Origin of the sequence: Streptosporangium sp. NPDC005286, from assembly GCF_040607515.1 — a bacterium.
In the GTDB taxonomy this organism is placed as follows: domain Bacteria; phylum Actinomycetota; class Actinomycetes; order Streptosporangiales; family Streptosporangiaceae; genus Streptosporangium.
In genome coordinates this window covers 25,405-40,007 of record NZ_JBEXGU010000024.1, presented here as the reverse complement: position 1 = coordinate 40,007, position 14,603 = coordinate 25,405, and the positions used below count along the sequence as shown (strand labels likewise).

Genomic DNA, 14,603 nt, shown 5'->3' with positions numbered 1-14,603 from the left:
GAGCGCCGCCGGGAGCGCCGGTACCCGATCCTGCTGGCGTTCGTCGCCCAGGCCGCGATCGACCAGCTCGATGAGGTGGCGGCGTTGTTCGACCAGACCGTCTCGGCGCGCAAGTCCCGAGCAAAGACCAAGACCGATGAGGCGCTGGTGGAGCGGGCCAAGACCGGCGAGGCCCGGCAGCTGCTACTGCAGGTGATCTTGCCGGTGCTGGCAGACACGGGCGTCCCGGACGAGCAGGTCGGCGGCCTGCTGCGAGGGCGGATCGGGATGGGGAAGCTGCGCGAGGTGACCGCAGGCGGGTGGAAGGCGCTGCCCAAGGATCACGGCCGCCTGTCGGAGATGGCCTCCTCCTACTCCTACCTGCGGCAGTTCACCCCGCCGGTGCTGGCGGCGATCGACTTCCGCGGCGGACCGAGCACGGCCGAACTGATGCGGGCGGTGGCGATGTTGAAGGAGCTGAACCGCACCGGCGGCCGCAAGCTCCCCGAAGGCGCGCCGATGTCGTTCGTGCCCACTCGCTACGCCGACTACCTGGAAAAAGCCCTCAAGGCGGGCGATGACACCGCCTTTCGCCACTACTGGGAGTTGTGCGTGCTGCTGGGCCTGCGCGACGGGTTGCGCAGCGGGGATGTGTTCGTGCCGGGCTCGCGCCGCTACGCCGACCCCTCCACCTACCTGTACACCCCCGAGCAGTGGGAGCCGCGCCGAGCGGAGTTCTGCCAGCTGGTCCGCAAACCGGCCACGGCGACCGACGCGCTGGAGCAAGGCAAGGAGGAACTGCACGCCGCACTGGCGGATCTGGAGACAGTCCTGGCCGGCGCTCTGCCCGATGACACCGGCGCGGTTCGCCTGGACGACGACGATCACCTGGTGATCCCCCCCGCTGTCGGCCGAGGACATCCCCACCGAGGCCAAGGAGCTCAAAGACGAGCTGGCCGGGATGCTGCCGTTCGCGCCGATCGCCTCCCTGCTGATCGAACTGGACGCGCGCACCGGGTTCCTGGACTGCTTCACCCACGCCGGCGGCAAGAAGCTGGCCACCTCGCCCGAGCTCAAGCGCAACATCCTCGCGGTGCTGATCAGCCAGGCCACGAATTTGGGGTTGGTCAAGATGAGCGAGGCGTGCGGCATCTCCTACGACACCCTCGCCTGGACGATGGAGTGGTATGTGCGGGAGGAGACGCTGCGCGAGGCCAACACCTGCGTCGTTGATCACCACTACGGCCTGGCGCTGGCCGAGGTGTTCGGCGGCGGCACCATGTCTTCTTCCGATGGGCAGCGCTTCCCGGTACGCGGCAAGAGCGTGACCGGGCGGACCATGACCATCCACGGCGGGCAGGTGCTGTCCACCTACACCCAAGTCTCCGATCAGTGGTCTACCTACGGCACGAAGATCATCGTGCCGACGGCGCGGGAGGGACACTTCGCCTTGGACGAGCTCCTCGGCAACGCCACCGATCTGCCGATCGTCGAACACGCGACCGATACCCACGGTGCCACGCTCATCAACTTTGCCCTCTTCGATTTGGTTGGCAAGGCGCTGACGCCGCGGATGCGGGACCTGACCCGGGTCACCCTGGTCCGGGACGACACTCCGACCGAGATCGGCAAGCTCTATCCGCACGCAGGGCCACTGCTCGGAGCGCGGTGGAATGAGGCCCTGGTCGCCGAGATGTGGCCGGACCTGCTGCGGATGGCCGGGTCGCTGAAGTTCGGGCAGGCGACCGCGTCGTTGATCGTCGGCAAGTGGTCGGCGGCCTCCCGGCAGAACACCCTGGCCACCGCACTGAAGGAGTGGGGGATGCTGCGGCGTACGGTGCAGACCGCAAAGTACTTGTCGGACCCGGCGTACCCGCGGAAGATCACCCGCCAGCTCAGCAAGGGGAGAGCCTGCACGCGCTGCGCCGTGATCTGCACTACGCCCAGCAAGGCATCGTCACCAAGGCGCACCTGTCCCAGCAGACCGAACAGGCCTGGTGCTTGACTCTCTTGACCAACTGTGTCGCGACCCGGACAACAGAATATTATTCTAAAGCTGTCATCGACCTACGTGCCCAGGGCCGCGACGTCCCCGACGAGGTACTTGCCCATATTTCGCCCGGGCACAGTGACAACATCAACTTCTTCGGGGCGATCCACGTCGACGTCGAGGCGGAGCTGGCCAAACTGAGTGACGGCTGGCGACCGCTGCGCCCGGCCCAGCTACGGGAGCTGGACCTGTGAGGCGCAGAGCCAACAGCCATGGCTCGTCGGTCTCGTCTCAGGTGACTTGCCTGGCGTGCTTGATCTCGGTGGCTGGAAACGGCGTCCGCTTGCTCACGTTGAGCAGGCGGTGGTGGAACTCGTTCAAGACGATGGCCGCCGGGGCGTGCCGGTCGATGATCGCGGCAGTCGCGGGCGGGACGTCATCGGGCTGTCGTCCCGCGATCCATTCCCGCAGGAACGCCTGCTGGTCGATGTCGCCGCGCAGGTCGTCGAGCAGGTGGTAGTGCAGCAAATGGCTCGCGGTGTAGCAGTGGTCGTAGTCGAGATGCTCGGACAGGAACGCGGCCTCGGCCGCGGTGAGCTCGAAGCCGGAGCTCAAGGCAAGCCCGAAGTCGGCGAAGTAGAGCCGCTGGCCATCGGTCAGGATGTTGACGAAATGGGCGTCGAAGTGGACGAGCCCACGAGAGCTCATGAAGGCGGTTCCACGTGCCAGAGCTTCCTCCACCCAGGGGTACGGCGAGCCTTCTCCGCTGCCCGGCGCGGCCTTCCGCGAGTCGGCCAGCCAGGCGGCGAGAGTCTGCGGCACGTGTTCCAAGAAGAGCACCAGGCTGGATGTTGAGCGGCCGACGGCCTCCAGGCGTTCACGGACGGCCGACGAGTCCTCCCAGTGCGCGACCGCCCCATCGATGCCGCCGAATTCGTCGACGAACCCCTCGGGTGGGGAGTCGGGTAGAACCCGCCAGTGGTACATCAGGGGAAAGCCTTCGTACTCCCGTCCGAGGACCCAGTTGGTGGTCATGGTGTGTACGGCCAGTTCACGCCAGCCTCCGAACCCGGCCGAGCCCACCCCGTACTGGTAGAACAGCGGCAGTCCGAACAGATTCGCCGTCGAGCGCACATTCTCCGGCCGCAGCTCGACATCGGTCAGCGGGATCCGTTTGATGAAGACCTGCCTCCCGCTGATATCCAGCTCCGCCGACCTGCCGCCGATGCCGGACCCGAGCGCGGTGGCTTCCGCCACGGCTTGGCTGAGTCGGCGATCGCTCAGCAGCGACAGCTGGGTGGAGACCGCTCCGTAGACGGCCAGGCGCGCGGCGTACCGCGAGTCTGGGTTGGGCATCAGTGGTGGCTCCTGAGTCTCCCCGCCGGGCGTTGGCGAGCTATCGGCATGATCAGCCCTATTTGACAAGGCCAGCATGCTCTCACAAACGCTCCGTTCCCGGAGGAAGATCAATCGGGCATCGCGGTGACCGTTGGGATCACCAATTCCTTCTCACAACTCGTTCTCACTCAAAATTCGAGTTCCAGCCTTGTGAGAAATGTTTGTGACACGATGCGAGGTGTGGCCGACCTCCCGCATCCGCCATGCCCCTTGCCGGCCGTGACGCCGACGACGTCGAGCTCCATCCGTGCCCGCGCTGCGGCGTGGCGGCGGGCTCGCCGTGCCGATCCCGTTCCGGCGCCGTCGCCGGGGCCTACCACACCGGCCGCTTCACCAAGGTCGGCCGGCTGGCAAAGCTGCTGCGGGTACAGACCCCTGCCGATCGCGGTCCGGGACAGCCGTGGCGGCCCGGCACCCCGCCACCGGCCCCACTCGCCACGGATGCGCCGACCGCTGACATCCGGATAGGATACGCCCGCTGCAGCTCGCTGACCCAGGAACTGCAGTCACAGCTGGATGCCCTCGCGGCCCACGGCATCGATCGTGACAAGATCTTTTCCGAGAAGATCTCGACCCGGGTCCGGGTCCGCCCCCAGTTCGAGGCCGCGCTCGCCCTGGCCCGCCAGATCAAGGCGCACGCCCCGCACTGCCGCGTCATCCCGACCGTGTACGAAATGAAACGACCGGCGACATGCTGCACACCGTGCTCCGCAGACGGGCCACCGGCGAGTCCGTCGAGACCATCCGAGGCGACCTGATCATCCCCACCGGGAAACACAAAGGCCGCAATCCGAGCCTGGCCAGCATCTACCGCGCCCTGGCCGAGCACGACAAGGCCCAGGCCTACCCCGACGCGGTCGCCTGGGCCCACTCAGAGTTCGCCGAGATCACAACAGGAACTTGACCGCATCTCCGCAGGTCAGACATCCCGTAGCCGTTTGTGTCAAGCGGCTACGGGATGTCTGACCTGCGATGTTGCAATCCCGGACGCCCGTCGTCCGGGAACGTGCACGTTCTCGGACGACGGGCTCACCCGCGCGAATGCCGCTCGAAAACCTACGTCCAAGAAGTTCCTGCCGCTCGACGGCCCATGCCGGCCGTATTCCGGTGGCACCCCTGGAGCGCCCGGTGCGTGGAGACGCGCACGCCGGGGGCGGCGGGCGGGCCGGGGAAACCCGCCGTGAGTAATCACGGCAGGGCGCCTCGGTCCGACCCGACCGACATTCCGGGTCGCGTCGCGCGCCGGCGCGCGGGGGCCGCTACGACGCGACGCCGGTGTTCTCAGCAGCGTGGAGGCGTCTGCCGTGGTGGGCGCCCCCGGCGAGGAAGATCAGGATTACACCCGCGAGGTAGAAGAGCCCGGCCACGCCCGCCAGCCACAGGACCATGTCCGAGTACCAGCCCACATGCTCCTCCCCCAAGAGCCCCACCAGCAGGCCTAAGAGAAGATAGAGCATCGTGCACGGCGCGAGACTCAGCACCGCGACGGCCCGTGCTCCCGCGGTCCCGCCTCGCCGCCACACCAGGGCCGCCACGGCCAGCGTGATCACACCGGCCGCGGCGTAGCCCCACATGTACCACTGGAGGTGGTCCACCGTCCTCTCCAGGTCGATCTGCTCTATCGTCCTCCCCTGGAGGGGGTCTACGCCGTAGTTGGCCGTCAGCTCCTGCTGAAGGGGAGGCAGGAGAACGAGAGCGCCCACCGCGATCACCAATTCGCCCACGGACGCCGCCAGCAGGCACAAGACGGCACCTCCCGCACGCCATTTCCTTCGTCCCCGCACCGCCGCGCCTGTATCCGGTGTGTTTGCAACGGTGTCCGCGGCGAGTTCGTCCGGTGTCCCGCCCTCGCGGCCCTCGCCCGCCCAGGGGTTTGGTGCGGCGAGGAAGAGCAGGGCCACCCCCGCGAGGTAGAGGAGCCCGGCCGCGCCCGCCAGCCACGGGACCATGTCCGAGTACCGGCCCACATGCTCCTCCTCCAACTCCAAGGACCACAGCAGCGGACCGAAGAGAAGATAGAACGCCGTGTAGGGTGCGAGACTCAGCACCGCGACGGTCCGTGCTCGTGCGGTCCCGCCTCGCCGCCACGCCAGGGCCGCCACGGTCAGCGTGATCACCCCGGCCGCGGCGTAGCTCCACATGTACCACTGGAGCTGGTACACCGTGTTCTCCAGGGAGTAGTCGACGCCGTAGCCGGGCTTGTAGCTGGCCGTCAGCTTCTGCTGCAGGGGGGGCAGGAGAACGAGGGCGCCCGCCGCAATCGCCAGCTCGCCCACGGACGCCGCCAGCAGGCACATGACGGCACGCCCCGCACGTCGCTTCCTCCATCCCCGCACCGCCGCATCCTCACCTTGTGCGTCGATGACGGCGTCCGCGGCGAGTTCGTCCGGTGTCCCGCCCTCGCGGCCCTCGCCCGCCCGGGGGTTTGGTGCGGCGAGGAAGAGCAGGGCCACCCCCGCGAGGTAGAGGAGCCCGGCCACGCCCGCCAGCCACAGAACCATGCACGGGTACCAGCTCTCTGCCCAATAATCGTCCATGAGCACCGGCATCAGCAGGCCGAAGCAAACATAGAACGCCGTGTACGGTACGAGAACCAGCGCCGCGACGGCCTGTACTCCCGCGGTCCCGCCTCGCCGCCACGCCAGGGCCGCCACGGTCAGCGTGATCACACCGGCCGCGGTGTAGGCCCACATGTACGACGGAAGGAGGCCTGCCGTGCGCTCTGCGAAGATGCTTTCGCCGAGCGTCGGGTGAAGGACAATCAGGTAAACGAAGGCGACTGCCGCGATCACCAGCTCGCATACGGACGCCGCCAGCAGGCACACGACGGCACGCCCAGCATGCCCCACACGCCGCATCTTCCATTCCCGCATCAGCCACTCCCCTTTCGGAGATGGATCATGTAAGGGTCTTCTTGAAGAACGCTTGCAGGTCACTGGGGTCGCCGTAGTAACCGCAGAAAATCGGACGGATATCGCTGACCGGCGTCGACGTGGAGCACCCGGGCAAGGTCAGCGGCATCCTCGGCCCACCACATCCACCAACCGGCACACCAGTCCTGCGGCGCCCTTACATCAGAGCAGGTCAGAGCTATATCTGTTGGATTCCTCGACAGGACTACCGGGACCCCCACCAGGCAATACGACGTCGTCAGGTCTTGGCGGACCATCCATAGATGCCGGTGATCCACCGCTGATTCGGGCCGGTCCGGGAAAAGCCCGGTCGACCAGGTCAGTGGCGATCTGGCCGGACGTGGAACGACGCCACCCGGGCCGACCACTGACCCCGGCCGGCCCAGCGCATCAACATTCCCACTGCCCCGTGCCCGACCGGCACACACTGGCCCAGGCACGGCTCGGCATGCACGGGTGATCTCCATAGGTGCCATGGGGTTCCGGCAGACCTCGATGATCAGATCGGCCGGCAGGCGTGCCAGATAGTCCGGGGGCGGGCCGCACCAGGCATAACAGCCCGAGACCGACCAAGACCTGCAGGACGCGGCAGCCCGTCTTGACCGGGACGCCCTCATCGGTGCGCGACGGGAAGACCTCGTCGCGTATCGGACCGGCGTCGCGGCTGATCTCGCTCACGTTGTTGACGATCGCAGCCATGCGCAACCCGCAGGGTTACCCGGGAGGCGGTTGAGCAGCGTGGTCGTGCCCGCGTCCAGGAACCCGGACAGCACTGTCACGAGGAAGCGTGCGGCGAGATGACGGATCGCCATCACCCCTCGTTTCGCAAATGAAAACGGTTATCGCTATCATGGCACCATCGTCCCCCTTCCAGGAGTGAAGACGCTTGGCCAGAAACGACGTACGACCGGTGATCAAGCTGCGATCTACCGCGGGCACCGGCTACACCTACGTGACCCGCAAGAACCGCCGCAACGACCCCGACCGGCTCACCCTGCGCAAATACGACCCGGTCATCCGCCAGCACGTGCTGTTCCGAGAGGACCGCTGAAGCGATGAAAAAAGACATTCACCCCGACTACCACCCCGTGGTGTTCCGCGACCCGAGCGCGGGCTTCGCCTTCCTGACCCGCTCCACCGTCACGAGTGGCAAAACGATCGAGTGGGAGGACGGCAACACCTACCCGCTCGTCGACGTCGACGTCTCCTCGGCCAGCCACCCCTTCTACACCGGCCGCAGCCGCGTCCTCGACACCGCGGGCCGGGTCGAGCGGTTCAACCAGCGCTACGGCAGGACCTGACCCCACCCCCTTCGGGAAGGAAACCGCATGTCCGCCCACTGCCAGCTCACCGGCCTCAAGCCGGTGTTCGGCAACAACGTCTCCCACTCCCACCGGCGCACCCGCCGCCGCTGGAATCCCAACATCCAGCCACGGCGCTACTGGCTGCCCACCGAGGGTCGCTTCGTACGGCTGACGCTCAGCGCCAGAGCCGTCAAGACCATCGACAAGATCGGCATCGAGGCCGCCGTGGCCCGCATCCGCGCCCGGGGAGAACGCATCTGATGGCCAAGAAAAGCAAGATCGCAGCCAACGAGCGACGCAAGCTCGTTGTCATCCGCTACGCGGAGCGCCGGGCCGAGCTCAAGGAGATCATCCGCACCGGCTCCCCCGACGAGCGAGCCCAGGCCGTCCGCGAGCTGAGCCGCCAGCCGCGCGACGCCAGCGCCACCCGCGTGCGCAACCGCGACAGCACCGACGGCCGCCCCCGCGGACACCTACGCAAGTTCGGGCTCTCCCGGATCCGCTTCCGCGAACTGGCCCACCGCGGCGAACTGCCCGGCGTCACCAAGTCCAGCTGGTAGGAGCACCACGACATGGCAGTCCCCAAACGCAAGACCTCCCGCAGCAACACCCGCCACCGCCGCTCACAGTGGAAGGCCACCGCACCCGGCCTCGTCCCGATCACCATCGACGGGCGCGAACTGCTGGTGCCGCGCCGACTCGTCCGCGCCTACCGGCGCGGCCTCCTCACTCCCTGAGAACCGGCCCGCACCCCGAACCCCCACCGTGAACCCGCGCGGTGAACCCGCGCGGTGAACCCGCGCGGTGAACCCCGCACTACGAGAGGAGCTGTCATGTCCGTCCCCGTCGTCATCGTCTCCGGACTGTATCCCCAAGCGCGCTCGGCCCTGGTGGACCGCATACTCGCCGATCACCCCGGATCGGTGGCGATCCACCACGACCTGCGGCAGGTGAGCACCGGGCGCGTGGAGCGCATCGTGCGCGACGCGTCGGGGACGCTGGAAGAGCGGGAAGTGCGGCTCGCGCACGGCTGCGTCACCTGCACCGTGCGCGAGGATCTCATTCCCGTCCTGTTGTCGCGGGCGGACTCGGCGCCGCTGTTCGTCGTGGAGCTGTGGGATTCGGTCGAACCCCGGACCGTGGCCGAGGCCCTCGCCTGGCACGAGGACACCGTGCACCGCCTGCGCCTGACCGGGGTGCTGACCGCACTGGAGGCGGCGCAGATGACCGACGACATCTGCTGCGACGACACCCTCGCCTCCCGCAGGAAACACGCCGCAGGAGGCGACGAGCGTCACCTGGCCGAGGTACTCACCCGCCAGATCGAGTACGCCACCGCCCTCGTCGTGTCCGGTGAGCAGGCCGACGACGTCGAGCTGGCCCTGGCCGTGCTCAGCCACCTCGCTCCCACCACCCTGGCCGGTCCCCCGGACCTCGATCTGCCCGCCGTTACCGGTGCGGGGATCGACGTGGAGATGCTCGGGGCCCGCGTCGACCCGGCGACCGCCCAGCTGCCCTGCGACACGCAGACCGGGGAGATCTCCACCGTCGTCTGGCACCGGCTGCGCCCCCTGCACCCCCAGCGGCTCTTCGACGCCGTCGACGAGCTGGTCACCGAGACCGTCCGCAGCCGCGGCCGGTTCTGGCTGGCCAACCGGCACGAGCGCCTGCTCGGCTGGGACGCCGTGGCGGGCGTCATCACCGTCGAGGACGCGGGCCCCTGGCTGGTCACCCTGCCCGAGGCCGCCTGGGAGATGGAGAGCCCCGCCCGCCGCATGGCCGCCACCCTCGACTGGACTCCCCAGCTCGGCGACCGTGTCCAGCACCTCGTCTTCACCGGTCCCGACCTCGACCGCGACCGTATCCACCGGCTTCTGGATTCCTGCCTGCTCACCGAGGCCGAGACCCTGGCCGGCTCCGACGTCTGGGCCGGATACCCCGACCCGTTCGCATTCGTCCTCGACCTCGATCTGAAGGAGGCCTCCGCGTGAAACTTCGCCGCACGCCCCGCAAGAAGACCAATCCGCTGCACGGCGTGAGCCACATCGACTACAAGGACACCGACCTGCTCCGCAAATTCATCTCCGACCGCGGCAAGATCCGCAGCCGCCGCGTCACCGGGGTCACCGTCCAGCAACAACGCCGGCTGGCCACCGCGATCAAGAACGCTCGCGAGATGGCCCTGCTCCCCTACGCCTCCACCTCGAGATCCCGCTGATCAAGCCGGGAACAGGCTGGGTAGACAGCGCCTCAGGCTGGTCCGCCGGACTTCGTGGCAGATCAGCCTGAGGCCGCGACGGACACCCGGTCAGGCGAAGGCCAGCACAGCCCGAAGCCGTGTGAAAGGCTGTGACGTTCAAGTCCTTCCTGAGAACGGCTGACGACGACGGAAACAGACGTCGTTGACAACGGCGAGGGTGCGAAACCGCCATCCAGCGCGAGCGTTTTCTGAAGCGTGCCCGTTCACCGATCCACGAACGCATCCCTCTCTGTCAGACTCTCGTGAGACCTGGGGACGAACTAGTCTTCTGTAACTCAAGTAGGGCAAGAACAGGATCTTTTGGACAGTGACGTTGATGTTGGCCGACCTCCGTGGGGATCTCGTCGATGATGGCGAGGTGGGCAAAGGTGACAGACCTCGATCGGATCGGCCAACCCGGCTACGCGCGGCCCGCGCGGCGGCTGCCACTCTTGCCGAGGCTCGGGGTTGGACCCGGTGGATCATCAGCGACGTCGACCGGGCCTTGGTCATGCTGCTGTCCACTCACACTGCCGACGACATGATCCGCTTCTCGGAGCTGTTTGCCAAGCTGCGTCACCACGGCCTCAGCGTCGGGCGCACCGTCGAAGTCCTCGCCCGCATCGGCCTGCTCGACGACGACCGCATTCCTGCCTTCGATCGCTGGCCGGCCGGCAAGCTGAGCGGCATCGCTCCTGGCATCGCCGCCGACGTCGAGGCGTGGGCCCGCCTACTGCACGAGCGGACCTCGCCATCGAGCGTGCAGCATCCAGGCCGTCTGGAGCTACCTCACCGAGATCCGGCCCATCCTGCTCGACTGGTCACGCACCTACGATCACCTCCGCAAGGTCACCCGCGACGACATCGTGACCATTAAGGACACCCTGCGGGGCGCCAAACGGGAGAACACCATCGTGGCACTGCGCCCGCTCATGCGCTTCTGCAGGAAGAGCGGGCTGACACCCCCGCCCCCCGCCTTCATCGACGGTGATCTGCAGCCAGCCGACCGGGACAACACCGTTGGAGGCATAAAGGCCATAAGAGCCGCCGTCGGTGTGGTCCTTCATCACCACGCTGCGCCAGCCATCTGACCCCGGTCAGGCCGTCCAGCACCACCCCGACCAGACAGCGGCGCTCGTCCGCACCGCCGCCGAACCAGTCGGCGCCCGCGAAGACGCGGCCCGGTTACGCCATACGGCACCGTTTTTCCGGTGCGGCCGGTAATCCTGGAGCCCGCGGAGGGACTTCTGGGCGTGAACGATTCCCAAGAACAATTATTCACCGGGCTCTACGACCGGCACTACCGCAGCGTGCTGGGCTACGCCCTGCTGCGCGCCGAGCGCGAGGCCGCCGAGGACGTGGTCAGCGAGGCGTTCCTGGTCGCCTGGCGGAGGATCGGCGAGATCCCCGAGCCGGCGCTGCCCTGGCTCCTCGGGGTCGCGCGAAACCTGCTGGCCAAGCAGCGCGACTCGCGCTACCGGCGACAGGCCCTCGTGGAGCAGATCACCGCGCTCAGCACCGAGCGCGACCGGGTGAGCTGGGACGTCGCCGAGCACATCGTGGACCGCGAGAGCGCCCTGGAGGCGCTGAGCGCGCTGCCGGAGAAGGACGTCGAGGCGATGGTGCTGGCCACCTGGCACGGGCTGCCGCCCGACCAGGCCGCCATGGTCATGGGGTGCTCCACGCGCACCTACAACGTGCGGCTGCACCGCGCGCGCAAGCGGCTGGGCGTGGCACTGCGCCTGGACGCCAAGACCACCGGCACCGCCCCGCGCGCCGCGCGGCGCGCGTTCGTGGAGGAGGCGTGATGCCGCACGTCCACGGCCCCTACGACAGGAAAAGGGAAGAGCAGAACATGTCCGACCGTATCATCGCCGAGCTCAGGCCGGCCGCGCTGGACGAGCTGACCGAGGACGCCTACGGTCGGCGGCGCGCCGCCGGCCGGCGGCGAGCCTTTGAGACCCCGCGGGAACAGGTACGCGTGCGCGCCCCCCGCCGCCCGCTGCTGCTGGTCGCCGGCGCGGCCGCCGCCGGCCTCGCCGCCGCCGTGATCATCGTGCCGGGCCTGGGCGACGGGAAGGCCGTCACGCCGGTCCCCGGGGCAACCTCCCGCACGCCGGCCGAGCCGGCGACCATCGACGCGCGCGGCTTCCTGCTGGCCGCGGCCGAGACCGCGGCCAAGGCGCCGGCCTCCTCGGGCCGCTGGTGGTACACCCGCGACCGTACGTTCCAGCGGCTGCATGTGGACCCGGTGGCGTATCAGAAGGAGATCGAGAAGCAGGTCAAGAAGCACGGCGACAAGAACACCGACAAAGCGGAGATCCTGGAGAAGACCGGGCTCCCCTACGCCGCCTTCGCCGAAGGTACCGACGAGCTGTGGCGGGCCCGCGCCCAGGGCGACACCGACCGCTCCAGGCGCACGGATGACGCGAAGGTCACCTTCGGCTCGTCCGAGGACGAGGCGCGGTGGAAGGCGGCGGGCTCCCCCAAACTGGTCCAGAGCACCGGGCCGCAGAGCCACGACGGGCCGGCGCGGGTGCTGTCGATCGCCAACCCCGGCCTGAACATGCGCAACGTGGATGAGCTGCCGACCTCGGCCAAGGCGCTGGAGCGCGAGTTGCGCGGGCTGTTCGAGGCCCGGCCGAAGGGTGGCGGCCTGCAGGACTTCGCGGGCTACCTGTGGCAGACGGGCGTGGACCTGCTGTCGGCGCCGATCACGCCGGGCACCAAGGCGGCGCTGTTCCGGGTCATGGCCGGGGAGCCGGGCATCACCGCCGAGGGCACGACCACCGACTCGATGGGACGCTCGGGGGCCGTCCTGACGGTCCTCGGCCCGGACGACCGGGACCGTCCGGACAAGATCAGGTACCGGCTGGTCATCGACCCCGAGAACGCGAACCTGCTCCAGTACGAGGTCACCGAGGTCGAGGACGACGCGCCACTCCTCCGGGTAACCTTGCAGGACGCCGGCTGGGTCAACGGCCCGGGCGAGCGCCCGTAACGAGGGGGATCAACAGGGGAGGTCCAGCCGGGCGCCGCACCCGGCTGGACCGCGTCTCACACCCGTACCAGGCCGACCTCCAGCAGGTCGGCCGCGCGGTGGCCGGTTCCCAGGGCCCAGTCGTGGGAGATGCCGGTGGCGCTCCAGCGGCATCCGGCGCGGCAGCCTGCGACGGTAGCGGCGGCCAGGGCGAGGTTCACCCTGCCGGACGGTCCGGCTTACTGGCGTGACAGAGCGGCGGCAGGCCGTGATGCTGTCGGGTGTGCGATTACTTTCTTCGGCCGTGATCGGCGGCCCGGAGCGGGACGAGCCCGCGGGCGGCGTCCAGAGCGGGCGCCCTGCGCCCAGGCCGCCGCGAGCCCGTCACGGGTGAGTTCGTTTTGCAGGTCGCGCTGGAACTGCCCGACCGAGACCAGGACATTGACCAGCATGGTGGTGGTCGCGTCGGTGGCGGCCAGGTCGACGATGCCCGACAGCGCCCCGGACAGCACCCGCAGCTTCACGCCGTGGGCGCGGCACCATTCCCGGACCGCGAGGATGTCGGCCAGGTCGCGGCACAGTCGGTACAGCTCGGACACCGTCAGCCGGTCACCAGGCCGCGCGTAGCCGGCCAGCTGGCGGAAGCCGGCGCGCTCGAGCGCGGGGATCTTCGACGAGGTCGCCGGGTCGGCGAACAGCCGCACACCGTCCGCGCCGTCGACGAGCCCGGCTTCGGCGAGCAGGTGGGTCTGGCGCTGGGTGTTCTGCTCGTCGGTGGACACCCGCGTGTAGACCAGCTCCGCCACGACCCCGCCCCGCCTCTCCGGCTGTCGGGTGCGGCCGTTGACGGTTCTATCTGTCGTCAAACCCTGTCGTCAATTTGGATCGGACCGCATTGGATCGAGCCGCCGGTTTTCCCATGATCGGCGGGGTCTGATGCCGGTCCGGAGCACCTGTCGTCAAAGGGTCATTTGACGACAGAAATGGACGGCGAGTAACCCCGAGGAACATACGAGCGGAAGTAAATCCGTGCCGCGCGAAACCGCTCGGGCCGATGACTTTTATGCTGTGCTTCCTTTCGCGGCCGCTGGGGCTCCGCTGAGTACGACGTGCTGCTTGACGAGGGTTTCGTCACCGAGGGAGGAGACCAGGAACTGGGCGACGTCCTCGCGCGCGATGGCAAGCGGGCTCGGCGTGCGGATCCGGGTGGACGCGTTCCACCGAGTGGTGGGTTCGTCGTCGGTCAGCGCACCAAAATAGGCGATCGTCCACTTGAGATTCGATGCGGTGACCAGTTTCTCCGCGGCGTCGAAGTCGCGGAAGTCGCGACGGATCAGTGTGGCTGCGATGGCGCGTACCAGCGGCGAGGCGGCTGAGGCCGGTTCCCCGCGAAACGGGCAGGACGAGGCGGGGACGCCTGTGGCGTGCATGGCCGTGGTCAGGTTCGCCGCCGCGGCGGCGAGGATGGCCGGGCCACGCATTCCCTTCAGCCACAACGGGTTGCCCAGGGCTGACAGCACGGCGTCGTGGCCTTGCACCGCCTGGCGGACCAGATCGGGTTGTTCGGCGATGCTGCCGATGCGGATCGACAACGCGGGGTTGTCGGGCAGGGCGAGTGCCCGGTTGTCCCGGGCCTTGGGCGTGCAGGTAGCGCGGTCGACCGCGTTGCGGCTACTCAGGTGGCTGCCGCTGCCTGCGGTCGGATCAGGGTGGTTCTCATGAACCGGGGACCCGGCGGCCTCCATCACGCCGGGGTAGGGCAACACGGTCACCTTCGTGGTGCGGTACTTTCCCCTTTCCC

17 protein-coding genes and 1 pseudogene are annotated in these 14,603 nt (G+C 68.4%); 13 read left to right on the top strand and 5 right to left on the bottom strand.

Going from position 1 to position 14,603, the window contains the following annotated elements:
* Positions 1 to 940: 940 nt before the first annotated feature.
* Positions 941 to 2,223: pseudogene (locus tag ABZU75_RS12170) on the top strand (transposase).
* 37 nt (positions 2,224 to 2,260) lie between these two features.
* On the opposite strand, the gene ABZU75_RS12165 reads toward ABZU75_RS12170, so the two are convergent.
* The gene (locus ABZU75_RS12165) at positions 2,261 to 3,325 is read right to left on the bottom strand and encodes a protein kinase family protein (protein WP_355552587.1); all 1,065 of its coding nucleotides are present in this window, start codon (positions 3,323 to 3,325) and stop codon (positions 2,261 to 2,263) included.
* Positions 3,326 to 3,570: 245 nt separating this feature from the next.
* Here ABZU75_RS12165 and ABZU75_RS12160 point away from each other — a divergent pair, with 245 nt between their 5' ends.
* The gene (locus ABZU75_RS12160) at positions 3,571 to 4,125 is read left to right on the top strand and encodes a recombinase family protein (protein ID WP_355552584.1); all 555 of its coding nucleotides are present in this window, start codon (positions 3,571 to 3,573) and stop codon (positions 4,123 to 4,125) included.
* Entirely contained in the window at positions 4,059 to 4,271 is a 213-nt protein-coding gene (locus tag ABZU75_RS12155) for a hypothetical protein (protein WP_355552666.1), read from the top strand. Before ABZU75_RS12160 ends, ABZU75_RS12155 begins: the two co-directional genes overlap by 67 nt.
* 355 nt (positions 4,272 to 4,626) lie before the next feature.
* On the opposite strand, the gene ABZU75_RS12150 is transcribed toward ABZU75_RS12155, so the two are convergent.
* Complete coding sequence (locus ABZU75_RS12150; RefSeq protein WP_355552581.1) at positions 4,627 to 6,240, bottom strand: hypothetical protein; 1,614 nt, start codon at positions 6,238 to 6,240, stop codon at positions 4,627 to 4,629.
* Between the two features lie 925 nt (positions 6,241 to 7,165).
* Between ABZU75_RS12150 and rpmG the strand changes: the two genes are divergently transcribed.
* The 10 genes from rpmG (at position 7,166) to ABZU75_RS12100 (ending at position 12,823) form a co-directional block, all read left to right on the top strand.
* Positions 7,166 to 7,330 (top strand): 50S ribosomal protein L33, encoded by a 165-nt coding sequence (gene rpmG / locus ABZU75_RS12145; RefSeq protein ID WP_355552578.1) that lies wholly within the window; start codon positions 7,166 to 7,168, stop codon positions 7,328 to 7,330.
* Between the two features lie 4 nt (positions 7,331 to 7,334).
* Positions 7,335 to 7,580 (top strand): type B 50S ribosomal protein L31, encoded by a 246-nt coding sequence (locus ABZU75_RS12140; RefSeq protein ID WP_355552575.1) that lies wholly within the window; start codon positions 7,335 to 7,337, stop codon positions 7,578 to 7,580.
* A 27-nt stretch (positions 7,581 to 7,607) separates the two neighbouring features.
* The gene (gene rpmB, locus ABZU75_RS12135; protein WP_326639958.1) at positions 7,608 to 7,844 is read left to right on the top strand and encodes a 50S ribosomal protein L28; all 237 of its coding nucleotides are present in this window, start codon (positions 7,608 to 7,610) and stop codon (positions 7,842 to 7,844) included.
* Positions 7,844 to 8,143 carry a 30S ribosomal protein S14 gene (gene rpsN / locus ABZU75_RS12130; protein WP_350960469.1) on the top strand — a complete coding sequence of 100 codons (300 nt, stop codon included), beginning with the start codon at positions 7,844 to 7,846 and terminating at the stop codon, positions 8,141 to 8,143. Before rpmB ends, rpsN begins: the two co-directional genes overlap by 1 nt.
* A 12-nt stretch (positions 8,144 to 8,155) precedes the next feature.
* Entirely contained in the window at positions 8,156 to 8,320 is a 165-nt protein-coding gene (gene rpmF / locus ABZU75_RS12125; RefSeq protein WP_355552570.1) for a 50S ribosomal protein L32, read from the top strand.
* A gap of 96 nt (positions 8,321 to 8,416) precedes the next feature.
* A complete protein-coding gene (locus ABZU75_RS12120) occupies positions 8,417 to 9,574 on the top strand; it encodes a GTP-binding protein (protein WP_355552567.1) in 1,158 nt (385 codons plus the stop codon).
* Entirely contained in the window at positions 9,571 to 9,801 is a 231-nt protein-coding gene (rpsR, locus tag ABZU75_RS12115) for a 30S ribosomal protein S18 (RefSeq protein ID WP_350922232.1), read from the top strand. The genes ABZU75_RS12120 and rpsR overlap by 4 nt, the downstream gene beginning before the upstream one ends.
* A 358-nt stretch (positions 9,802 to 10,159) precedes the next feature.
* Positions 10,160 to 10,699, top strand: coding sequence for a hypothetical protein (locus ABZU75_RS12110; RefSeq protein ID WP_355552562.1), 540 nt, complete (start codon positions 10,160 to 10,162; stop codon positions 10,697 to 10,699).
* Between the two features lie 376 nt (positions 10,700 to 11,075).
* The gene (locus ABZU75_RS12105; RefSeq protein WP_355552559.1) at positions 11,076 to 11,630 is read left to right on the top strand and encodes a sigma-70 family RNA polymerase sigma factor; all 555 of its coding nucleotides are present in this window, start codon (positions 11,076 to 11,078) and stop codon (positions 11,628 to 11,630) included.
* A 47-nt stretch (positions 11,631 to 11,677) separates the two neighbouring features.
* Positions 11,678 to 12,823, top strand: coding sequence for a hypothetical protein (locus tag ABZU75_RS12100; protein ID WP_355552556.1), 1,146 nt, complete (start codon positions 11,678 to 11,680; stop codon positions 12,821 to 12,823).
* Between the two features lie 56 nt (positions 12,824 to 12,879).
* Here ABZU75_RS12100 and ABZU75_RS12095 read toward each other — a convergent pair whose 3' ends face one another.
* The 3 genes from ABZU75_RS12095 to ABZU75_RS12085 form a co-directional block, all read right to left on the bottom strand.
* Positions 12,880 to 13,023: a hypothetical protein gene (locus tag ABZU75_RS12095; protein ID WP_355552553.1), complete on the bottom strand. Its 144-nt coding sequence runs from the start codon at positions 13,021 to 13,023 to the stop codon at positions 12,880 to 12,882.
* An 18-nt stretch (positions 13,024 to 13,041) separates the two neighbouring features.
* Positions 13,042 to 13,668, bottom strand: a complete 627-nt coding sequence (locus ABZU75_RS12090) for a recombinase family protein (protein ID WP_355552550.1) — start codon at positions 13,666 to 13,668, stop codon at positions 13,042 to 13,044.
* Between the two features lie 195 nt (positions 13,669 to 13,863).
* Complete coding sequence (locus tag ABZU75_RS12085; RefSeq protein WP_355552547.1) at positions 13,864 to 14,394, bottom strand: NAD(P)H-binding protein; 531 nt, start codon at positions 14,392 to 14,394, stop codon at positions 13,864 to 13,866.
* Positions 14,395 to 14,603: the final 209 nt, after the last annotated feature.